The organism is Geodermatophilus sp. SYSU D00710, assembly GCF_054050195.1.
This window is the reverse complement of record NZ_JBJGYX010000051.1, coordinates 1-22086: the sequence shown is the minus strand read 5'-3', so window position 1 is coordinate 22086 and position 22086 is coordinate 1. Positions and strand designations below refer to the sequence as shown.

Annotated in this window: 19 protein-coding genes; 12 read left to right on the top strand and 7 right to left on the bottom strand. The window is 74.7% G+C overall.

Going from position 1 to position 22086, the window contains the following annotated elements:
* The first annotated feature begins 114 nt into the window (after positions 1–114).
* A complete protein-coding gene (locus ACI78U_RS19230; protein WP_456876995.1) occupies positions 115–1059 on the top strand; it encodes a matrixin family metalloprotease in 945 nt (314 codons plus the stop codon).
* Between the two features lie 7 nt (positions 1060–1066).
* Here ACI78U_RS19230 and ACI78U_RS19225 read toward each other — a convergent pair whose 3' ends face one another.
* A complete protein-coding gene (locus ACI78U_RS19225; RefSeq protein WP_456876994.1) occupies positions 1067–2347 on the bottom strand; it encodes an MFS transporter in 1281 nt (426 codons plus the stop codon).
* A gap of 63 nt (positions 2348–2410) precedes the next feature.
* On the opposite strand from ACI78U_RS19225, the gene ACI78U_RS19220 reads away from it, so the two are divergent.
* On the top strand, positions 2411–3073 hold the full coding sequence (locus tag ACI78U_RS19220; protein ID WP_456876993.1) for a YqgE/AlgH family protein: 663 nt from the start codon (positions 2411–2413) through the stop codon (positions 3071–3073).
* 129 nt (positions 3074–3202) lie between these two features.
* Here ACI78U_RS19220 and ACI78U_RS19215 read toward each other — a convergent pair whose 3' ends face one another.
* From ACI78U_RS19215 to ACI78U_RS19205, 3 genes are all read right to left on the bottom strand, one after another.
* On the bottom strand, positions 3203–3964 hold the full coding sequence (locus ACI78U_RS19215; RefSeq protein WP_456876992.1) for a hypothetical protein: 762 nt from the start codon (positions 3962–3964) through the stop codon (positions 3203–3205).
* A gap of 105 nt (positions 3965–4069) precedes the next feature.
* Positions 4070–5146, bottom strand: coding sequence for an inositol-3-phosphate synthase (locus tag ACI78U_RS19210; protein ID WP_456876991.1), 1077 nt, complete (start codon positions 5144–5146; stop codon positions 4070–4072).
* Positions 5147–5253: 107 nt separating this feature from the next.
* A complete protein-coding gene (locus ACI78U_RS19205) occupies positions 5254–5859 on the bottom strand; it encodes a PadR family transcriptional regulator (RefSeq protein WP_456876990.1) in 606 nt (201 codons plus the stop codon).
* A gap of 202 nt (positions 5860–6061) precedes the next feature.
* Between ACI78U_RS19205 and ACI78U_RS19200 the strand changes: the two genes are divergently transcribed.
* From ACI78U_RS19200 to ACI78U_RS19190, 3 genes are all read left to right on the top strand, one after another.
* A complete protein-coding gene (locus ACI78U_RS19200) occupies positions 6062–6472 on the top strand; it encodes a DUF5318 family protein (protein ID WP_456876989.1) in 411 nt (136 codons plus the stop codon).
* A 159-nt stretch (positions 6473–6631) separates the two neighbouring features.
* The gene (locus ACI78U_RS19195; protein ID WP_456876988.1) at positions 6632–9028 is read left to right on the top strand and encodes a transglycosylase domain-containing protein; all 2397 of its coding nucleotides are present in this window, start codon (positions 6632–6634) and stop codon (positions 9026–9028) included.
* A gap of 22 nt (positions 9029–9050) precedes the next feature.
* Entirely contained in the window at positions 9051–10574 is a 1524-nt protein-coding gene (locus ACI78U_RS19190; protein ID WP_456876987.1) for a glycosyltransferase family 87 protein, read from the top strand.
* Between the two features lie 79 nt (positions 10575–10653).
* Here the strand turns inward: ACI78U_RS19190 and ACI78U_RS19185 are convergent, their stop codons facing one another.
* Positions 10654–11466: a deoxyribonuclease IV gene (locus ACI78U_RS19185; RefSeq protein ID WP_456876986.1), complete on the bottom strand. Its 813-nt coding sequence runs from the start codon at positions 11464–11466 to the stop codon at positions 10654–10656.
* A 173-nt stretch (positions 11467–11639) separates the two neighbouring features.
* Between ACI78U_RS19185 and rpsF the strand changes: the two genes are divergently transcribed.
* From rpsF to rplI, 4 genes are all read left to right on the top strand, one after another.
* Positions 11640–11927, top strand: a complete 288-nt coding sequence (gene rpsF, locus ACI78U_RS19180; RefSeq protein WP_456876984.1) for a 30S ribosomal protein S6 — start codon at positions 11640–11642, stop codon at positions 11925–11927.
* A 2-nt stretch (positions 11928–11929) separates the two neighbouring features.
* Positions 11930–12418 (top strand): single-stranded DNA-binding protein, encoded by a 489-nt coding sequence (locus tag ACI78U_RS19175; RefSeq protein WP_456876983.1) that lies wholly within the window; start codon positions 11930–11932, stop codon positions 12416–12418.
* A gap of 100 nt (positions 12419–12518) precedes the next feature.
* Complete coding sequence (rpsR, locus tag ACI78U_RS19170; protein ID WP_073422051.1) at positions 12519–12755, top strand: 30S ribosomal protein S18; 237 nt, start codon at positions 12519–12521, stop codon at positions 12753–12755.
* A 2-nt stretch (positions 12756–12757) separates the two neighbouring features.
* Positions 12758–13213, top strand: coding sequence for a 50S ribosomal protein L9 (gene rplI, locus ACI78U_RS19165; RefSeq protein ID WP_456876982.1), 456 nt, complete (start codon positions 12758–12760; stop codon positions 13211–13213).
* A gap of 241 nt (positions 13214–13454) precedes the next feature.
* Here the strand turns inward: rplI and ACI78U_RS19160 are convergent, their stop codons facing one another.
* A complete protein-coding gene (locus ACI78U_RS19160; RefSeq protein ID WP_456876981.1) occupies positions 13455–13733 on the bottom strand; it encodes a hypothetical protein in 279 nt (92 codons plus the stop codon).
* On the bottom strand, positions 13726–14235 hold the full coding sequence (locus tag ACI78U_RS19155) for a hypothetical protein (protein ID WP_456876980.1): 510 nt from the start codon (positions 14233–14235) through the stop codon (positions 13726–13728). The genes ACI78U_RS19160 and ACI78U_RS19155 overlap by 8 nt, the downstream gene beginning before the upstream one ends.
* 72 nt (positions 14236–14307) lie before the next feature.
* On the opposite strand from ACI78U_RS19155, the gene ACI78U_RS19150 reads away from it, so the two are divergent.
* The 3 genes from ACI78U_RS19150 to ACI78U_RS19140 all read left to right on the top strand — a co-directional run bounded on the left by ACI78U_RS19150 (position 14308) and on the right by ACI78U_RS19140 (position 21239).
* On the top strand, positions 14308–14763 hold the full coding sequence (locus ACI78U_RS19150) for a MarR family winged helix-turn-helix transcriptional regulator (RefSeq protein WP_456876979.1): 456 nt from the start codon (positions 14308–14310) through the stop codon (positions 14761–14763).
* Between the two features lie 463 nt (positions 14764–15226).
* Complete coding sequence (locus ACI78U_RS19145) at positions 15227–19078, top strand: replicative DNA helicase (protein WP_456876978.1); 3852 nt, start codon at positions 15227–15229, stop codon at positions 19076–19078.
* A 253-nt stretch (positions 19079–19331) separates the two neighbouring features.
* Entirely contained in the window at positions 19332–21239 is a 1908-nt protein-coding gene (locus ACI78U_RS19140) for an Ig-like domain-containing protein (RefSeq protein ID WP_456876977.1), read from the top strand.
* The last annotated feature ends 847 nt before the right edge of the window (positions 21240–22086 follow it).

Here is a 22086-nt window from a genome sequence, read left to right as displayed (position 1 = left end):
ACCCCGGTGGCCGCGCGGCCGAGAGGATGGGGGACGGGAACGGGCGAGAGGAGCCGCAGCGTGCACGGGGGACCGGAGGACCGCCCGGGCGGAGCGCCACCGCGGGGTGGCCCGGTGCCACCCGTGCCGGGGGTGCCCACCTCGCCCACCGGCCGGGTGCCGCAGTGGGTGCTCGACGAGCTCGCCGGCCGGCCCGCCGATCCCGGTGCCTGGCGCTCGTGGACGCCACCCCGCCGCCCGCGCCGACACTCCCCCGCCGTACGGGGGCTGCTGTCGGTCCTCGTCGTCGTGGCCCTCGCCCTGGGCGCCTCCGTCCTGGTCGGTGAGCTGCCCTGGCCGGACCCGCCCGCAGGCGCCGGTGCCTCCGCCGGCGGACTCGGCGGAGGCACCGGCGACCGTCCGACCCCGGGGCGGGAGGCCGCGGAGGCGCCACTGGGGCAGCCCGCCCCGGCACCGGGCACCGGCAGCCACGCCTTCGCCGCCGTTCAGGACGACGGCGTCACCCCCGTCGCCTACGACCCGTGCCGGCCGGTGCACTACGTCCTCGCGCCCGACGGTGCGCCGGAGGGCGCCGACGTCCTGGTCGCGGAGGCGGTCGCGCGGCTGTCGGCGGCCACCGGCCTGCGGTTCGTCCACGACGGGACGACCGACGAGCGGTGGTCGGACCAGCGGCCGGCCCACCAGCCCGACCGGTACGGCGACCGCTGGGCGCCGGTGCTGGTCAGCTGGGCGACGCCGGAGGAGGTGCCGGCGCTGGCGGACACCGTCGCCGGGATCGGTGGCAGCCAGGCGGTGTCGGTGGGCGGACCGCTCGTCTACGTCACCGGGGCGGTCGCCCTCGACGCCGGGTGGGCGGCCGCTGCCGCCTCCACCCCCGGGGGTCGCGAGGCGATCCGCGCGGTGGTCCTGCACGAGCTCGGCCACGTGCTGGGCCTGGCCCACGTCGACGACCCGGCCGAGCTGATGTCGGCGACCAACGAGGGCCAGGTCGACCTCGGGCCGGGGGACCTCGCCGGGCTCGCACGGCTGGGCCGGGGCGCCTGCGAGCCGGCGCTGTAGGGACCGGTCAGGGCGCGTGCGCCCGGGTGATCCGGGCGTAGCCGGCGGCCGTCAGGGCGTACACCGCGGCGACGACGGCCAGGCCGGTCACCGACCGTCCCGACGCGGGCAGCAGCAGCGCGCCGGCCACCAGCGCCGCCACGTAGGCGACGTTGACCAGGGTGTCGTAGACGGAGAACACCCGGCCCCGGAAGTCGTCGTCGACCGACTGCTGCAGCGTGGCGTCGACGCAGATCTTCACGCCCTGCGCGACGAAGCCGAGGACGAGACCGGCGGCCACCCACCCGGGCGGTGCGAACGTCGGCCCGAGCGCGAGCTGGAGCGCCCCGCCGCCGGCCAGCAGCAGCACCACCCACCCGCGGGTCCCCAGCCGGCGCACCGCCGCGGGCGTCGTCGCCGCCGCCAGCAGGGTGCCGGCCGACCCGGCCGCCAGGACCACGCCGAGGCCGGCCAGCCCGCCCGGGAGCGGGCCGGTCCCCTCCGTGAGCGTGTTCCGGTACAGCAGCAGGGTCATGAGCGTGAGCAGGCCGTAGCAGACCCGGTGCGCCCCGATGGCCGCCAGCGCCGCGGCGGCCGGCGGGTGCTCGGCCACGTGCCGGGCGCCGGCCACCATCCCGCGCAGCACCGCCCGGGCCGGCAGGCGGGCGGACCGGGCACCCGAGTCGGGGCCGAGGTACTGCCGGCCGAACCCCGTGGCGACGGCGGCCGACGCCAGGTACGGCAGGGCCGCCGAGGCCGCCACGGCGGCGTAGGCGACGTCCCCGGCCGTCCCGAGCTGCAGCAGCCCCAGGGCGGTGATGCCGCCGACGACGGTGGCCACCGCCCCGGACGTCGTCGACAGCGCGTTGGCCGGCACGAGCGAGGCCGGGTCGGTGGTGTGCGGCAGCGCCGCGGACAGCGCCGCCAGCAGGAACCGGGTGACGGCGAAGACGGCGAGCCCGGCGACGTAGAAGAGCGGTCCCGCGTCCCCGGCCAGCACCAGCGCGGCGACCACCGCGACCAGCCCGGCGCGCAGCACGTTGGCCCGCACCAGGACCTGGCGCCGGCTCCACCGGTCCAGCCAGACACCGGCGAACGGCCCGACCACCGAGTACGGCAGCAGCAGCACGGCGAAGGCCGCGGCGACGTCGACCGGGTCGGCCGCCCGCTGCGGGTTGAACAGCACCGTCCCGGCGAGCGCCGCCTGCAGCACGCCGTCGCCGGACTGGGCGAGCAGCCGGGTGGCCAGCAGGCGGCGGAAGTCCCCGCGGGCGAGCAGGTGCCGCACGGTGGTGTCGGCCTGCTGCACCCGATCACCGTACGGGGCGGCCCCACCCTCCCCCGGGCGCCGGACTGATGCACACTGGTTCCGATGTCCTCGGTGCCCTCGTCACCCGACCCCGACTCCGGCCGGCCCGCCCGGGCGGCCCGGGGCCGGCGTCGCGCGGCGGTCCCCACGCTGTCGACCGGCACGCTCGACGACGTCGCCCCGGGATCCCTGCTGGTCGCCATGCCGGCACTGAGCGACCCCAACTTCGCCGGCACCGTCGTCTACGTGCTCGACCACAACGACAGCGGCACCCTCGGCGTCGTCCTGGGCCGGCCGAGCCAGGTCGAGATCCGCGACGTGCTGCCCGGCTGGTGCGACCTCGCCGTCGAGCCGGGCGTCTTCCACGTCGGCGGCCCGTGCGAGACCGACACCGCGCTGTGCCTGGCCGCCTGCCCCGGGCACGGCACCGAGCCGGAGGGCCTGCGCCGGGTGGCCGGTGACGTCTACCTCGTCGACCTCGACGCCGACCCCGACGCCCTCGACGGCGGCGTCGCGGGCCTGCGGGTGTTCGCCGGTTACGCCGGCTGGTCGCCTGGTCAGCTCGCCGCCGAGATCGCCGAGGGCGCGTGGGCGTGCGTGCCCGGGACGCCCGGCGACGTCCTCAGCGAGTTCTCCGGCCCGGAGCTGTGGCGCGCGGTGCTGGCCCGCCAGACCGGCCGGCTGGCGGTGCTGTCGACGGCGCCGGCCGACCCGTCGGCGAACTGACCCTCCCGGGTGGTCCGACTCCCCGGGACACGCCGTCGTGCTGCGCCTGCCGACCGATTCTGGTAGGAACATCCCCGGAGGGGGCGGTCTGGGGAAGAGGCCGCCCCCTCCCCCCATGTCCGGACCCGCTCACAGGCCCAGGGCGGCGGCGACCTCCGGGTGCGCGACCGCGTCGAGGGTCTGCCCCTCCTCCGGCAGCGCGATCGTCCGCGGCCCGTGGTCGGCGAGCGTCACCGTCACCTCGGTCTCCGGACCGGGCAGTGCGGCCTCGTACTGCAGCAGCAGGTCGCTGGTGTCGTCGACGGCCACCGACCAGCCCGCCTCCGAGGCGTAGACCGACGCCAGCCGGCTGTCGATCGAGCGCTGCCCCTCCCACGTCGCCGCGCCGTCGAGGAACGCGGCCGCCTCGTCGGCCTCCTCCGCGCCCAGGTTGAGCACCACCTGCACGAGGACGTCGGTCAGCGGCACCGCGTCCGGCCCGGCGGCGAGCGGGCGGCGGACGAACGGGACGTCGGGCAGGCCCGCGGCGGCCAGCGCCTCGGGCAGGCCCGGCACGTCGCCGAACCAGACCTGGTCACGGGTGAAGAACAGCGTGCGGACGTCGTCGGGCCGCTCGTCCCCGTAGGAGGTCACCACCCGGGCCCGGCCGGCTCCTCCGGCCAGGTCGACCTCGCCGGTGAGCGTGAGCCGGCCGTCCTCGCCGAACGGGGCGGTGACCACGATGTCGGCGCCGCCCTCCTCCTCGACACCGCGGACGAGCAGCCCGGCCAGCACCTCGGCCTCCTCGGCGGTCACCGGGTCGCCGGGCTGCCGGTCGGTCTCGTCGCCCGAGCAGCCGGTCAGCCCGACGCCGAGCAGGACCAGCGCGGTCGCGAGCAGGCGGCGCGGCATGGCGGCCAGCGTATGCAGCGCGGCGGCGGCCCGCGGCCCCCGACAGGCCGCAGGCCCGCCCCCCGGTACGGGGGACGGGCCTGCGTGAGGTGCTGGACGGGGTCCCTACACGACGTCGCCGCGGATGAAGGCCTCGACGGCGTCGCGGGCCTCGCTGTCGCTGTACTGCACCGGCGGGGACTTCATGAAGTAGGACGACGCGGAGAGGATCGGGCCCCCGACCCCGCGGTCCTTGGCGATCTTGGCGGCGCGGACGGCGTCGATGATGATGCCGGCCGAGTTCGGGGAGTCCCAGACCTCGAGCTTGTACTCCAGGTTCAGCGGGACGTCGCCGAACGCGCGGCCCTCGAGCCGGACGTAGGCCCACTTGCGGTCCGACAGCCACGGCACGTGGTCCGACGGGCCGATGTGCACGTTGTCGGTGCCCATGTCGCGGTCGACCTGGCTGGTGACGGCCTGGGTCTTGGAGATCTTCTTCGACTCCAGCCGCTCGCGCTCGAGCATGTTCTTGAAGTCCATGTTGCCACCGACGTTGAGCTGCATCGTGCGGTCGAGCTGCACGCCGCGGTCCTCGAAGAGCTTGGCGAGCACCCGGTGGGTGATGGTGGCGCCGACCTGGCTCTTGATGTCGTCGCCGACGATCGGGACGCCGGCGGCGGTGAACTTGTCCGCCCACTCCTTGGTCCCGGCGATGAAGACCGGCAGGGCGTTGACGAAGGCGACACCGGCGTCGAGGGCGGCCTGGGCGTAGAACTCGGCGGCCTGCTGCGACCCGACCGGCAGGTAGCAGACCAGGACGTCGGCACCGGACTCGCGCAGGGCGGCGACGACGTCGACCGGCTGCTCGTCGGACTCCTCGATCGTCGCCCGGTAGTACTTGCCCAGGCCGTCGAGGGTGGTGCCGCGCTGCACGGTCACACCCAGCGGGGGGACGTCACAGATCTTGATCGTGTTGTTCTCGCTGGCGACGATCGCCTCGGAGAGGTCGCGGCCGACCTTCTTGGCGTCGACGTCGAAGGCGGCGACGAACTGCACGTCGGACACGTGGTACTCGCCGAAGCGGACGTGCATGAGGCCGGGCACCGAGCTGGTCTCGTCGGCGTCCCGGTAGTAGTGCACGCCCTGCACCAGCGAGGCGGCGCAGTTGCCCACGCCCACGATGGCGACCTTGACAGCTCCCATGGTCTTCCCTTCTCCCTGGACCCGGTGGTCCGTGTCGCGGGACCGTTCCGGTCCTGGCGGTGGCTGCGGTGGCGGCGCAGCCGGTGGTGCCTGCAGTCGTGCCGTGGTCAGTCCTCCCCGGTCCGGCTCGCCGGGTCCGGGTCCGGGTCGGGCCGGCGGCGCTCGCTGTCGATCAGCTCCGACAGCCAGCGCACCTCCCGGTCGACCGAGTCCAGGCCGTGCCGCTGCAGCTCCAGCGTGTAGCGGTCGAGCCGTTCGCGGGTCCGCGCCAGTGAGGACCGCAGGCCGTCGCGCTGCCGTTCGACCGTGCGGCGGCGCCCCTCGAGGATGCGCAGCCGCACGTCGGCGGCGGTGTGCCGGAAGAAGGCGAGGTGGACGCCGAACAGCCTGTCGTCGTCGTACGCCTCGGGACCGGCCTGGCTGACCAGCTCCGCGAAGCGCTCCTTGCCCTCCGCGGTGATCGTGTAGACCACCTTCCCGCGCCGGCCGGTCAACGGCGGTGCGTCGGCCGGCAGCGGCGTGCGCCGGTCGGGCTCGTCGGTGGTGACCAGCCCGGCGGCGTGCAACCGCTTGAGCGCGGGATACAGCGAGCCGTAGGAGATGCTGCGCAGCCCGCCGAGGACCTCCGCGAGCCGCTTCCGCAGCTCGTAGCCGTGCATCGGGGACTGCTGCAGCAACCCGAGGATGGCGAACTCGAGCACCTCGCCCCCCATCGGTCCCTGCCGGTCGATGTATCGAGACGATACATCGGGGGGTGAACACGTGGGCAACTCGAGGTGCATCGCCCGCCCGGTCGAGGCAGGTCGCCCGACCGGGGGACCCCGGCAGCCGCACCGGCCCGCCGCCGGTCGGTGCGGCCGGCGCGGGTCGTCGTGAGGCTCCCGGCGGCCGGCGCACCTGCGTACATTGGCGGCCGTGCCCGGACGTCGCTCCGTCGTCGACTACTCGCTGCACCGGCGAGCGGTCCTCGCGGACGTCCAGGCCGGGCGCACCGGGCTCTTCGAGGTCTGTGACGCCAGCCCCTACCTGACCCGGGCGGCGAGGTACCACGGTCAGCAGACCGACCTCCCCTGCCCGGTCTGCCGCCGCGAGCGCCTCGCACTGGTGAACTACGTCTACGGTGAAGGGCTGGGCCACGTGTCCGGGCAGGCGAAGACCGAGGCGGAGCTCGCCCGGATGGACGCCGCGCAGGAGGAGTTCTCCGTGTACACCGTCGAGGTGTGCCGCGGGTGCGGGTGGAACCACCTGGACTGCTCCTACGTCCTGGGGGCGGAGCCCGAGCCCGGACGGCAGCCGCGCCGGCGCCGCCGCGCTGCCACGGACTAGCACCGCCGCTCCGGCGGTTGCACCACCGGCGGACCCGTCCGTCACACGCGTCCCGGGGACGCGGCGCGTTCCGCGCGTCCTCCCCGGTGCACACAGCCGAGAACGCCACGCTGGGCCGGATCCCGTCCTGCCCACCGACTACCGAGGAGGGGCTCCCTGGTGCCTCCCCACGACGAGACCTCGCCGGTCGGGCCGTCCGGCGGCCCGCCGCGGCGGCCGTCCGCCCGGACGACCGCCGCGGGCGGAGGTGCCCGCCGGCCGTCCGGGGGTGACCGCGGCCGCACGACGGCGGGACGGACCGGCGGCGCCCGCCCCGGCGGGTCCCGGCCCCCCGGCGCCCGCCCCGCGGCCGGCAAGAACGCGCGCACCAGGAAGCAGCGCCGCCGTCGCCGGCTCAAGATCGCGCTGGCCACCCTCGGCGGGCTGTTCGTGCTGCTCGGCGTCTTCGTCGGCGTCGTCTACGCCACCACCGAGGTCCCCGACCCCAACTCGGTGCAGAACGCGCAGACGACGGTCGTCTACTACGCCGACGGCACCACCGAGATGGCCCGCCTCGGCGACACCAACCGCACCAACGTCGGCTTGGACCAGGTCTCCGAGGGCGCCCGCAACGCCATCCTCGCCGCGGAGAACAAGGAGTTCTACTCCGACCCGGGCATCTCCTTCACCGGTATCGTCCGGGCCGCGTGGAACAACCTCACCGGCAGCTCGACGCAGGGTGGCTCGACGATCACCCAGCAGTACGTCAAGAACGCCTTCCTCAGCCACGAGCAGACGTTCAGCCGCAAGTTCCAGGAGCTCTTCCTGGCGGTCAAGCTGGACAACCAGTACTCGAAGGACGAGATCCTCGAGAACTACCTGAACACCATCTACTTCGGCCGCGGCGCCTACGGCATCGAGGCGGCGGCGAACACCTTCTTCGGCGTCCCGGCCGCGCAGCTGACCCCCCAGCAGGGCGCGGTGCTCGCTGTCCTGGTGCGCAGTCCGAGCTCCTACGACCCCGAGGGCAACCCCGAGGGCGCCCAGGACCGCTGGGGCCTGGTCCTCGACGCGATGGTCGAGGAGGGGTGGATGACGCAGGGCGAGCGCGACGCGTCGGTCTACCCGCCGGTGCTGCCGCGGCCGGAGTCCTCGGCGCTGGGCATCCCCACCGGTCCCGAGGGCCTGGTGGTCTCCCAGGCGATCGACGAGCTCGAGGCGCGCGGCTACTCCGACGAGCAGATCCGGGCCGGCGGCCTGCGCATCACCACGACCGTGGACAAGGCGGCCCAGGACGCCGCGATCGCCGCCGTCGACGACGTCATGGACGGCCAGCCGGACAACCTCCGGCAGGCGCTGGTCGCCGTCGACCCGAGGACCGGCGCGGTCCGGGCGTACTACGGCGGCCGCGTCGGTGCCGGTGACGGCGCCGTCGACTACGCCCAGGCGCGCCGCCAGCCCGGCTCGTCGATGAAGCCCTACGTGCTGGCCACCGCGCTCGACCAGGGCATCGGCGTGAACTCCCGCCGCGACGGCAGCTCGCCGCAGACCTTCCCCGACCGCGAGGCGCCGGTGCGCAACTCCGGCGGGGTCTCCTGCGGGGCCTGCACCCTGGTCGAGGCCATGACCCGCTCGCTCAACACGACCTTCTACGGCCTGGCCTACGAGGTCGGCCCGGACAACGTCCGCGAGACGGCGCTGGCCGCCACGGGCATGCCCGAGACCTGGCCGGCCAACGGTGGCCTGCTCGACGACGAGCCGACCCTGACCGCGCCGGGCTCGGGCGTCACCGGCTCCTCGATCGGCATCGGCGAGTACGAGATGCGCCCGATCGACCAGGCCGCCGGGTTCGCCACCCTCGCCAACGGCGGCGTCCGCCAGGCGACGCACTTCGTCGCCCGGGTCACCGACACCGAGGGTGCGGTCCTGCTGGAGAGCGGCGTCGGCCCGGGTGAGCAGGTCATCGACCCCGACGTCGCCGCCGACACCACCTTCGCCCTGAAGGGCGTGGCGCAGCACTCCCGCCGCGCCCTCGAGGGCGGCCGGGAGGTGGCGTCCAAGACCGGTACGCAGGGCATCGACGCCGACGACAACTCCGACGCGTGGATGGTGGGCTACACGCCCTCCCTGTCCACCGCGGTGTGGATGGGCACCGACGGCTACGAGCCGATCCGCAACGCCGACGGCGCGATCATCTACGGCGCCGGCCTGCCGGGCGCGATCTGGCAGCAGTTCATGGACACCGCCCTGGCCGGCACGCCCGAGGAGGACCTGCCCGACCGGGCGGTCATCCGCGGGGACACCGGCAACGGCGTCCCCGCGCCCACCACCGAGGCCCCGCCGACCACGCAGGCCCCGCCGACCACGCAGGCCCCCCCGACGACCGAGGCTCCGCCGACGACGACCACGCCGCCGGCACCGACGACGACCACCCCGCCGCCGGCGGATCAGGGGCCGCCCGGGGACGAGAACGACGGGGACCCCGACGTCCTAGAGCCCCCGAACGGGAACGGGGGCAACTCCCAGGGCGGGTCGCCGGCCCCCGCGCCCGAGACCCAGGCGCAACCGACCGGCTGACCGCCCCGGGCACACTGACCCGGTGAGCTCCTCCCCCACGGGCCCGTCCGCTCCGGCACCCCAGCCGGCGGACGGGCCCGCGGCGTCTGCGGGGACGCCCGGCCCCGGCATCGGCCGCCGTCCCGACCGGGTGGTGCCCACCTGGTCGGACCCGGTGGCCGTCCAGGCCAGCGAGGCCGTCGGCGGCCCGTGGGGGCGGCACGCGGTCACCGGCCGGGCGCTGTTCTGGACGCCGCTGCGCGTCTGCCTGCTCTACGCCACCGTCGTGCTCGCCGCCGCGTGGCTCAAGCAGTCCCCGTGCTCGGACGGCAACTGGGCGGGGTCGGTGCAGTACACGCACCTCTGCTACTCCGACGCCGTCCCGCTGTTCGGCATCCACGGCCTCGGCGAGGGTGCCGTCCCCTACGTCGACGCGGCCGTGGAGTACCCGGTGCTCACCGGCGCGCTCATGGCGCTCGCCGCGGTGCTCGGCCGCGGCTACGAGGGCCTCGCGGCGGCGGCCGGGCTGCTCCCCCAGGTCCCGCCGGTGCAGGCCTACTACGTGGCCACCTGCCTGCTCCTGAGCCTGTGTGCGCTGGTCACCGTCCGGGCGGTGCTGGGCGCCTCCGGTCACCGCCCGTGGGACGCGGCGCTGATCGGGCTCTCGCCGCTGCTGTTCGTGCACGCGTTCACCAACTGGGACCTGCTCGCCGTCGCGCTGGCCGCCTGCGGGCTGTGGGCCTGGGCGCGCGACCGGCCGGTGACGACCGGCGTGCTGTTCGGCCTGGGCGCGGCCGCGAAGCTGTTCCCCGCGCTGCTGCTCCTCGCCCTCTTCCTGCTCTGCCTGCGCGCGGGGCGGCTGCGGGTGTGGCTGCGCGCGGCGCTGGCGGCGGGGACCGCCTGGCTGGCCGTGAACGTCCCGGTCGCGCTGCCGGCCCCGGAGAACTGGTCGCTGTTCTTCCGGCTCAACAGTTCCCGGCCGGCCGATCCGGACACGCTGTGGAACATGGCCATCACCGCCGCCGGCGGCGACCTGTTCGACGGGCCGCTCGCCCAGGGCGAGACGCCGGTGGTGCTCAACGCGCTGGTGGCGGTCTGCGTGCTGCTGGTGGTCGCCGCCGTCGGCTGGCTGACGCTGGCCGCACCGGTGCGCCCGCGGGTGGCGCAGGTGGCCTTCCTGCTGGTGGCCGGCTTCCTGCTGGTCACGAAGGTGTGGAGCCCGCAGTACTCGCTGTGGCTGCTGCCCCTGGCGGTGCTCGCCCGGCCGCGCTGGCGCTCGCTGCTGCTCTGGCAGGCCACCGAGGCGGTGCTGTGGGTGGTGCGGATGCTCTGGTACCTGGGCACCGGCGAGCGCGGCGTCGGCGTCGAGTGGTTCTTCCTCGCGGTCGGCATCCGCGACCTCGCCGTCTGCGTCCTGGTCGGCCTGGTCGTGCGGGACGTGTGGCGTCCCGACGGCGACGTCGTCCGGACCTCGTGGCCGGCCGTCGACGACCCGGCCGGTGGCCCCCTCGACGGCGCCACCGACCGGGTGGTGCTGCGCCGCCGGCACCGGGATCAGGTGACCTGATCGTCGGGCGTCCTCCCTCACGTCCGGCCACGAGGGAGGACGCCGCAGGGTGAGGGAGGACGGCGGTCCGGGCGGGCGACTACCCGAGCGCCTCGCGGACCAGCGCGACCTCCTCCGCGTGCGCGGCGGGGTCGCCGGGGGTCTCGAGGACGACGGGGCAGCCGGCGGCGCGGGCCACGCCGAGCAGCAGCTCCAGCGGGATCTCGCCCGACGTCAGCGGCGCGTGCCGGTCGCGGCCGGAGCCCTGTGGGTCGCGGCTGTTGTTGAGGTGCACCAGGTCGACCCGGCCGGTGATCGCGCGGACGTCCTCGACGGCGGTGGCGAGGTCCCAGCCGGCGGCCCAGGCGTGGCAGGTGTCGAGCACGAACCCCGCGCCGAACTCGCCGACGGCGTCCCACAGCCGGGCCACCGCGCCCAGCTCGCGGGCCATCGCGTTCTCGCCGCCGGCGGTGTTCTCGATCAGCAGTGGCAGCGGGAAGCCGCCGTCGTCGGCCTGCCGGGCGAACGTCTTGCGCCAGTTGTCGAAGCCGGCGGCCGGGTCGTCCTTGGCCAGCACGTGCCCGCCGTGCACGACCATCCCGCGGGCGCCGATCGCCGCCGATGCCCGCGCGTGCACGGCGAGGTTCTTGCGGCTGGGGATGCGGATCCGGTTGTTGGTCGAGGCCACGTTGAGCACGTAGGGCGCGTGCACGAACACCGCGACGTCGCCGGCGAGCAGGGCCTCGGCGTCGGGACGCGGCGGCGGCGTCTTCCAGCCCTGCGGGTCGCCGAGGAACACCTGCACCGCGTCGGCGTCCACCTCCGCCGCCCGGGCCAGCGGACCGCCGGCGTCGAGCTCGTTGTCCTCGGTCAGTCCGGGTCCGACGTGGACGCCGATCGGCTGCGTGCTCACCCCGGCGACGGTAGTCAGGCCCGGTGACGGTGACCGGGGCTCCCGGCCGCGCTGGTAGCCTGGAGGGGCGCGTCCGTCCGCCGTCCCGGCGGGACCGGGCGCGCGACGCGTGTACGACCCTCCTGCTGCAGACGTCCTGCAGCCGCCACAGACCAGAGGAGGTGGGGTTCTCCGTGCGTCACTACGAACTGATGGTCATCCTCGACCCCGACCTGGAGGAGCGCACGATCGCTCCCTCCCTCGACCGGTTCCTGACCGTCGTCACCAACTCCGGTGGCACCGTCAAGACCGACATCTGGGGCCGGCGCCGCCTGGCCTACGAGATCAAGAAGAACATCGAGGGCATCTACGCGGTCATCGACATCCAGGCCGAGCCCGCCGCGGTCGCCGAGCTCGACCGCCAGCTCAACCTCAACGAGTCGGTCCTGCGGACCAAGCTGATGCGGCCCGAGGTCCACTGACCGTGGCCGGCGAGACCGTCATCACCGTCATCGGCAACCTGACCTCCGACCCGGAGCTGCGCTTCACGCCGTCGGGGGCCGCGGTCGCCAACTTCACCGTCGCCTCGACGCCGCGCACCTTCGACCGGCAGTCGCAGGAGTGGAAGGACGGCGAGGCGCTGTTCCTCCGCTGCAACGTCTGGCGGCAGGCGGCCGAGAACGTGGCCGAGTCCCTCACCCGCGGCTCGCGGGTCATCGTCTCGGGGCGCCTCAAGCAGCGCTCGTTCGAGACCAAGGAGGGCGAGAAGCGCACCGTCGTCGAGCTCGAGGTCGACGAGATCGGCCCCTCGCTGCGCTACGCCACCGCGAAGGTCACCCGTGCCTCCCGCGGTGAGGGTGGCGGCGGCTTCGGCGGCGGTGGCGGTGGTGGCGGCTTCGGTGGCGGCGGCGGTGGCGGGGCGAGCGACCCGTGGTCGACGCCCGCCGGCCCGTCCGACGAGCCCCCCTTCTGAGAAAGGACCCCCTCGCTCCCCACGCCACGCTCCGCGCGGCGCGGGCTCCCGCGAGAGGGCCGTTCCCTCTCCTCACCACTAGTCGTACCTGGAGAACCCAGTGCCCAAGCCCCCCGTGCGCAAGCCCAAGAAGAAGGTCTGCCAGTTCTGCAAGGACAAGGCGACCTACATCGACTACAAGGACACGACCCTGCTGCGGAAGTTCATCTCCGACCGCGGCAAGATCCGTGCCCGCCGCGTCAGCGGCAACTGCAGCCAGCACCAGCGGGACGTCGCCACGGCCGTGAAGAACAGCCGTGAGATGGCCCTGCTGCCCTACACCTCGACGGCGCGCTGACCATGAGCACCCAGAAGCTGATCCTGACGCAGGAGGTCACCGGTCTCGGGTCCTCCGGTGACACCGTGGAGGTCAAGGGCGGCTACGCCCGCAACTACCTCCTGCCCCGCGGCCTGGCCATCGTCGCCACCCGCGGTGCCGAGAAGCAGGTCGAGTCGCTGCGCCGGGCGCGTGCCGCCCGCGACGTGCGGTCGCTCGAGGAGGCCCAGGCCGTGGCCGGGCGCCTCTCCGGCCTGACCGTCCGGGTGCCGGCCCGCGCCGGCGACGGTGGCCGCCTCTTCGGCCGCGTCACCACCGCCGACGTCGCCGCGGCCGTCACGGCCGCCGGTGGCCCGGAGCTCGACCGCCGCCGCATCGAGCTGCCCAGCAGCATCAAGACCACTGGTCAGCACACCGTCACCGTGCGGGTGCACCCGGAGGTCACCACCCAGCTGGCGATCGAGGTCGTCGCCGGCTGAGGAAGGACCCCGCTGCCCCCCACCGCTCGCACGCTCGCGGCGGGACCCTGCAGCGGGGCCGTTCCAGCACGTCGCCAGGAGGGGGGGGGGGCGGGGGCCCCCCCCGCCCCCCGCCCCCCCCCCCCCCCCCCCCCCCCCCGCGGGCGGGGGGGCCGCCCGGGCCCGGCGGCCGCCCCCCCGCCCCGCGGCGGCCCCCCCCGCCCCCCCCCCCCCCCCCCCCCTCCTGCCGTCTCCGGCCCCGTCAGCTCCCCGGTGCGGTGTCGGGGTCGGCGCGGCCGGCCGCGTGCAGCACCAGCAGTCCGCCGACGGCGGGCACGAGGCCCCGCAGGCGCACGGCACGGGGCAGCGGGAGCTGCCAGGCGAGGACCGCGGTGACCAGGTAGGCGGTGCCGTGCAGCGGCCCGACGGCCGAGGCCAGCGGCGCCCAGTGCACGGTCACCAGGTTGACCAGCAGCACGGTGAGGGTGACCAGCTCGGCCGCGGTGGCCAGCGCCAGCCAGCGGGCCGGTGACTCAGACACCGGTCGTCGAGCCCGGCCGGACGACCATGAGCACCACGACGACCACCCAGACCAGGTTGAACGTCCCCGAGGCCATCGCCAGCCGCCGCACGCGGGCCGTGCTGCCGGTGAGGGTGCCGGTGACGGTCCCGACGCCCGGGCCTCCCTCGCCACCGTCCGTCCCCTCCCCCGCGGCCGCGAGGACCTCCTGCTGGCCCGGCAGGACGACGCTGACCAGCACGCCCGCCGCGAGCAACGTCAGGGCCATCGAGACCAGCACCCACGCGTCGGCGAGCACCCCCAGCGAGCTCGCCGTCGCGATCCCGAACACCGGCACGGCCAGCGACAGGACGGCGTAGACGCGGGTGACCCGGTGCAGCAGGCGCAGCGCGGGCACCGCGGCCGGGTCGCGCCCCTCCAGCGCCTGCCGGGCGTAGCGGGGGAACAGGCTCACCGCGATCGTCACCGCGCCGACGAAGACGACGGCCACGACGACGTGGACGCTGAGCAGCACTGCAGCCACGGGACCTCCTCGGGTCGGTGCCACCCACGGTATCAGCCAGACTGAAACAGCTTGGCCTGCGATCATGCGGACGTGACGGCAGCCGAGGGGACGGGAGGCCCGCCACCGACCAGCACCGCGATGGCCCTGGTGGTGACCGGTCGGGCCATGGAGGACCTGCTCACCGCCCGGCTCGCGCCGCTGGGGCTCTCGCTGCGGCTGCTGGGCGCGCTCGGCCACCTGGCCCGCGACGAGGGGCTGTCCTACTCCGACCTGGCCCGCCGAGCGCGGGTCACCACGCAGAGCATGCACGCGACCGTCGGCCGGCTCGTCGAGCTCGGCGCGGTGGAGTCCGCCGGCCCGGGCCGCGGCCGGCGGGCGGGGCTGCGGGTCACCGGTCAGGGGCGTCGGCTGCTGGCCGACGGGCTGGCCGTGGTGGAGGCGGTGGACCAGGAGCTCGCCGCGGCTCTCGCCGACAGCGGCGGCGCGCTGGACTGGCCGGCGCTGCTCGCCGCCCTCGGGCTGGCCGGACGGCGGCCGGCGGGATGACGACGTGCGGTCCTGTCGACACGCCGCCCCTTCCGTCACGGCCGGTGCTGTGACGGCTGCGCCGGGCGGGACGACACGACACGCCCGGGCGTCCGGCACGCCGGTCTTTCTCGTGTCCACAGCCGGTGGGTGGTCACCGCGCAGGTGACGCGCGCAGGACCACGGCATGTCCGGCCGGTGTCCCGCCCGTCTCCACATGTCGACTCGGGCTGTCCACCGACTTGTCCACAAGTTGTGCAGAACGCGGTGCACATGGGGTGTTGGACGGGTCCGCCGTCGCTTCCTACCGTCCTCTGCGGCACCGGGAACTGCGAGAACTGTCGGTGGCTCCCGGTAGCACAGGGCTCGAACGCGCGTTCGAGTGCGGGCATCGCGCGTCCTGGTGCTTCCCCCACCGGGCCCCGGTCGGTCGGCCGGGGCTTGCCGCGCGTGCCCACGAGCAGAGGGAGGTACCCAGGTGGCGGTGGCCGACGAGTTCAGCCGGCCGCAGGCGACGGCGCCGGAGTACGACCGGCAGCCCCCGCAGGACGTCGCGGCCGAGCAGTCCGTCCTCGGCGGCATGCTCATGAGCAAGGACGCGATCGCCGACGTCGTCGAGGTGCTGCACGGCAACGACTTCTACCGGCCGGCGCACCAGGTGATCTTCGACTGCATCCTCGACCTGTACGGGCGGGGCGAGCCGGCCGACGCCATCACCGTCGCCGCGGAGCTCAACCGCACCGACCAGCTGTCGAAGATGGGCGGCGCGGTCTACCTGCACACGCTCATCGCCTCCACGCCGACCGCGGCCAACGCGGGCTACTACGCCGCCATCGTGGCCGAGCAGGCGGTGCTGCGGCGGCTCGTCGAGGCCGGCACCCGGGTGGTGCAGCTGGGCTACGGCGCGGCCGGCGGGCGCGGCGACGTCGACGACATCGTCGACCGCGCCCAGCAGGAGATCTACGACGTCACCGAGAAGCGCATGAGCGAGGACTACTCGCGCCTCGAGGACATCCTGCAGCCGACGATGGACGAGCTCGACGCCATCGCCTCCCGCGGCGGCACCGCCCGTGGAGTCCCCACCGGCATCCGTGACCTGGACGAACTGACGAACGGTCTCCAGGCGGGCCAGATGGTCGTCATCGCCGCCCGTCCGGGTGTGGGCAAGGCGCTGGCCCTGGACACCCCCATCGCCACCCCCACCGGCTGGACCACGATGGGTGAGGTCTGCGTCGGCGACCGGGTGCTGGGCGCCGACGGCCGGCCGACGGCGGTCGTGGCCGCCACCGACGTCATGACCGGCCGGCCCTGCTACGAGGTGCACTTCTCCGACGGGTCGGTGGTCGTCGCCGACGCTCAGCACCAGTGGGTCACCACCGACCGCGCCGCCCGGCGGCTCGGCGAGCGCGGCGAGGCCCGGGTCCGCACGACGGAGGAGCTCGCGCGCACTCTTCGCTGCGCCACGGCCGACCGGCGCCTCAACCACGCCGTGGCGAACGCCGCCCCGCTGGACCTCCCCGCCGCCGACCTGCCGCTCCCCCCGTACGCGCTCGGCGTCTGGCTGGGCGACGGCACCTCCGCCGCCGCCCAGTACACGAGCGCGGACCCGGAGATCGCCGCCTACATCGAGGCAGAGGGCCTGGTCGTCACGCCGACGGGGGTCGACCGGCGCTACTCGCTGCGCCTGCCCGCCCGTCCCGCGCCGGCCGAGCGGCCGTGCCCGATGTGCGGCGAGCCGCTCGTGCCGAGGACCTCGCAGGTGCAGACGTGCGGCGAGGCCTGCGGCGGCGCCCTGTGGGCCAGCGGCGGGGTGGGACGTCAGGCCACCTGCCCCGACTGCGGTGGCCCGTCGAGCGGGATGGCGCAGTGCCAGCCCTGCCGGGACGACCACGGCACCGTGAAGGGCCTCCTGCGCGGCCTGGGCGTGCTCGGCGGCAAACACATCCCGGCGGCCTACCTCCGCGCGTCGGTGGCGCAGCGGCGCGCGCTGCTCGCGGGCCTGCTGGACACCGACGGCACCGTCACGCCGAGCGGTGCGGTGCAGTTCGCCGTCACCGACCGACGGCTCGCCGAGGACGCCCGCGAGCTGATCGCCGGTCTCGGGCACCGGGTGAAGCTGAGCACCAAGCGGGTGCGCGGTCGCACCGAGGCGTCGTCCACCTGCTACACGCTGACCTTCAGCACCGACGAGGAGGTGTTCCGCCTCGAGCGCAAGAAGCTGCTGCACAAGGAGCGCGGTGCGCGCACCTACACCGCCCGCGGCGTCCGTTTCGTCACCGACGTGCGGCCGGTGGCCAGCGTGCCGGTGCGGTGCATCCAGGTCGACGCCGCCGACTCGCTCTTCCTCGCCGGACGCAGCTTCGTCCCGACGCACAACTCGACCCTCGGGCTCGACATCGCCCGGTCGGCGGCGGTCAAGCACCACTTGGCCACCTGCATCTTCTCGCTCGAGATGAGCAAGCACGAGATCACCATGCGTCTGCTCTCGGCCGAGGCGAAGGTGCCGCTGCACCACATGCGCGCCGGCACGCTGTCCGACGAGGACTGGTCGAAGCTGGCCCGCCGCATGGGCGAGGTGGCCGACGCGCCGCTCTACATCGACGACTCGCCGAACATGACGATGATGGAGATCCGGGCCAAGGCGCGGCGCCTCAAGCAGCGCAACGACCTCAAGCTCGTGGTCATCGACTACCTCCAGCTCATGACGTCGGGAAAGCGCGTCGAGAGCCGTCAGCAGGAGGTGTCGGAGTTCTCCCGTGCCCTCAAGCTCTTGGCGAAGGAGCTCGAGGTCCCGGTCATCGCGATGTCGCAGCTCAACCGCGGTTCCGAGCAGCGCCAGGACAAGAAGCCGATGCTCTCCGACCTCCGCGAGTCGGGGTGCCTGCCGGCGGAGACCCGCATCCTCCGGGCCGACACGGGCGCCGAGACGACGATGGGCGAGCTCTTCGCGAGCGGTGCCACCGACGTCCCGGTGTGGGCTCTCGACGACAACCTCCGCTACGTCCGCCGGCACCTCACCCACGTGTTCTCCACCGGTCGCAAACCGGTGCTGCAGCTGACCACCTCGTCGGGCAAGACGGTGCAGGCCACGGCCAACCATCCCTTCCTGACCTACGACGGGTTCCGCCCGCTCGGTGAGCTCGCGCCCGGTGACCGCATCGCCGTCCCGCGGCACGTGCCGGCGCCGGACCGGATGACGGTGTGGGAGGACGAGAAGGTCGTCCTGCTCGCCCACCTCATCGGCGACGGCAGCTTCGTCCGGCGCCAGCCCCTCCGGTACGCCTCGATCGACGAGGAGAACCTGCGGGCGGTCACCACGGCGGCGCTGCACTTCGGCGTCGTGGCCGTGCGGGACGACTACGCCGCCGCCCGCTGCACCACGCTGCGGCTGCGGTCCCCCTTCCCGCTCACCCACGGCCGGCGCAACCCGATCGCCGAGTGGCTGGACGAGCTGGGCCTGTTCGGCCTGCGCAGCCACGAGAAGTTCCTGCCCGAGCCGGTCTTCTCGCTGCCGAAGAAGCAGATGGCCGCGTTCCTGCGGCACCTGTGGGCGACCGACGGTTCCGTCACGGTGAACAGGAACGGCCGAGGCGGGCGCGTGTACTACGCCTCCACCAGCCGCCGGCTCGTCGACGACGTCTCCCGCCTGCTCCTGCGCTTCGGCATCTCCAGCCGGATCCGCCGGGTCCGCAAGGCCGGCTACCGGGACGGCTGGACGCTCGACATCAGCGGCTGCGACGACCAGCGGCGCTTCCTCGGGGAGATCGGCGTCCACGGAGCCCGCGGCGTCGCCGCTGAGCGCCTGCTGGGCATCGTCCGGGAGCTGTCCGGCAACCCCAACGTCGACACGGTGCCGGTGCAGGTCTGGGAGCGCGTGCGCGCGGTCCTGGAGGAGAAGGGGATGAGCCACCGAGCCTTCGCCGCCGCCATGGACTCGGCGTTCTGCGGCAGCGCCATGTGGAAGCACGCCCCCAGCCGGGAGCGCCTGGGGCGGATCGCGGCCGTGCTCGACGACGCGGAGCTCGAGATACAGGCGGTCAACGACCTGCTCTGGGACGAGATCGTCTCCATCGAGCAGGGTGCCGAGGAGGAGGTCTACGACGCCACGGTGCTGGGCGGCCACAACTTCGTGGCCGAGGGGATCGCCGTCCACAACAGCATCGAGCAGGACGCCGACATGGTCATGATGATCCACCGAGAAGACATGTACGAAAAAGAATCCCCGCGCGCGGGGGAGGCGGACATCATGCTCGTGAAACACCGCAACGGCCCGACGGCGAACGTCACCGTGGCGTTCCAGGGGCACTACAGCCGCTTCGTCGACATGGCGAACTGACCGCCCCGCACACGACGCAGCAGGGCCCGGGACCGTCACGGTCCCGGGCCCTGTTGCGTCCGGCCGGCGGGCCTCCGGTCCCCGGCGCCGCGCGCTGCGCTCCGGCGCCGCGCCGTGTTCCACGTGGATCACCGCCGGGACGCGCGGGACGAGCCGACGCCCATCACCTCGTGTGATCGAGCGGCTGCGAGATTGTGATCCGAGTCTCCGTCGACTAGGAAGAGGCGTCCTCCCCTCCCACCTGGAGATGTCTGTGCAGCAACGACGCTGGCACCGGGCGACCTCGTCGCTCCTCGGTGCACTGACCCTGACGGCCGCCCTGTCGGTCACGGCGACCCCGGCCCTGGCCGCCCCGGACAAGCCCGAGCCGCTCTCGGTCTTCCCCTCCGACTCCCTCACCGTCCGCGACCCCGCGCAGCTCACCGGCCGCCGGGTCGCGCTGCCGACGGAGGGGTGCGGCGCCCCGATCGCCTGCGGTCTGGTGCAGCAGCTCAACCGGCTCGACGGGTTCGACCTCGACCCGCGGATCGCCGTGCGGTTCAGCGGGCCGGTGGACCCGGCCGCGACCGCCGCGCGCATCACCCTGCAGCCGGCCGGCGCCGACACCCGCATCGGCGTCGACCGCGTGGTGTGGGACCCGGCGACCAACACGCTCTACGCCCACCCGGCCGAGCAGCTGGCGCCGTCGACGACCTACCGGCTGCGCGTCCAGGGCGGTCCGGACAACAAGGCCACGCACGAGACGTTCACGACGATGAGCGCCACCGACGGCCTGCTCGACCTCCAGCGGCAGATCGCCGACGGCAGCGCGTTCGCCGCCGCGGGGATCGACGACCCGTCCCTGCAGGTGCAGGGCGCCTTCCCGGCACGGGGGACCACGGTCGCCTGGGCCACCGACCGCGGCACGACCGACCCCCCGCCGGCGCCCACGCCGGTCCCCACGGCCGCCCTCGGCGGCACCGTCGTCTTCGGCTCGTTCCAGGCGCCGTCCTGGCTCACGCCCGAGATCACGATCCCGCAGACGCCGACCGGGGACGCCGGTCCCCGCCCGGTCGGGGCCGAGCAGCTGCCCTTCGTCGCCGTCCTGCCCCCGGGCACCCCGCCGCCCGGCGGCTGGCCGGTCGCGGTGTTCGGCCACGGGTTCACCAGCTCGACCAACGCCGTCTTCCTCGCGGCCGTGGAGAACGCCAAGAACGGCATCGCCACCATCGGCACCAACGTGGTCGGCCACGGCTACGGGCCCGAGAGCGACTGGGTCGTCACCAGCGGCGGCACGACGAGGACGTTCGACGCGTACGGGCGCGGGATCGACCAGGACCGCAACGGTGCCATCGAGTCCACCGAGGGGTCCTCGGCCACCGGCGCGGCCGCGGCCCAGTCCTCCCGCGACGCGCTGCGGCAGACCGTCGCCGACAACATGACGCTGATCCGCTCGCTGGGCGGCACCGACGTCGACGGCGACGGTACGCCGGACCTCTCCGGCGAGGACGTGACCTACTTCGGCCAGAGCTTCGGCGGCATCTACGGCACGATGCTGACCGGTGTCGACCCGGAGGTCACCCGCTCGGTGCTCAACGTGCCCGGCGGTCCGGTCACCGAGATCGCCCGGCTCTCGCCGTCCTTCCGGGGGCTCACCAAGGCGGCGCTGGAGGCGGCCGGGCTGCTCAACAGCACCGACCCGACCCGCAACTACTTCCAGGAGCAGCTGCCGCTGCGCGGCGAGGGCCCGGTCACGGTGACCGTGCCCGGTGCGGTGGAGATCCAGGAGTACCTGGCCCGGTCGACCTGGCTGTCCCGCCCGGGCAGCCCGGAGACCTTCGCCCCGCTCATCGAGCCGGAGCGGGTGCTGGTGCAGGTGGCCTTCGGGGACCAGACGGTGCCCAACCCGACGTCGTACACGATCGTCGACGCCGGGGACCTGTGGTCGCGGACCAGCGTCTACCGCAACGACCGGGCGACGCCGCCGCTGCCCAACCCGCACTCGTTCCTGCTGGTGCTGCCGCACCCGTCGGCGCCGCAGGGGCAGGCGCAGGTGGCGGCCTTCCTCGGCCGCGGCGAGGTCGTCGACCCCGACGGGGATGGCGCCGTGTGGGGGGTGCCGGTCGAGGTCCCGTCGGTGCTGCTCCGGCTGAACTTCCCGCAGCCTGCGCTGCGGCCCTGACCGGCCGCTGACGGCAGAGGGGCCCGGGACGATCCGTCGTCCCGGGCCCCTCGTGCGTCCAGGCTCAGGGCGGCGCTCAGGTCTGCGGCGAGGCCGGCGAGCCGGGGTCGAAGTGGTCGAGGGAACTCGGCGACCGGCCGGCCGGACCAGCGGTGCGCGCCCTGCACCGCCACCTGCGGCCAGTCCCACCAGGCGACCCGCAGGAGGCGGTCGACGACGTCGTCGGGAAAGCGCCGGCGGATGACCCGGGCGGGCACCCCGCCGACGACGGAGTAGGGCGGGACGTCGGCGTTGACCAGCGCCCGGGCACCCACGATCGAGCCGGTGCGCACGGTGACGTCGCCGAGCAGCGTGGCGCCGTAGCCCATCCAGACGTCGTCGCCGACCAGGAGCCGCTCCCCCGTGACGCCGGCCGGGGGCTCCTCGTAGGGCTCGTCGGGCACCAGGATCCCGATCGGGAAGGTGGAGGCGGTCTCGAGACGGTGCAGCCCGCGCCGGTCGAGCGGGACCTGCTCCCCCGCCGCGTCGTACACCCGGCCGCCGGGCAGCACGATGCGGACGTCGTCGGCGATCGAGCAGTAGCCGCCGAGCTCCACCCGGTCCAGCGGCGTGAAGGTCTGCACCAGCGTCCGCTCGCCGTCGGCCACCGCGCGGCGCACGAGGTCCGGCACCGGGTCGGTCCCCTCGGCGCCCGCGGGACCGCCCCACCGCTCCCCGAGCAGGGCGCGGGCCGGGCCCGCCGCGACACGGCCCGGGCGTGCGAGAGGGGGGGGGGGGGGGGGGGGGGGGGGGGGGGGCGGCGGCGGCGCCCCGCGCGCCGCAGGCCCGGGCCGGGGCGCGCGGCCCC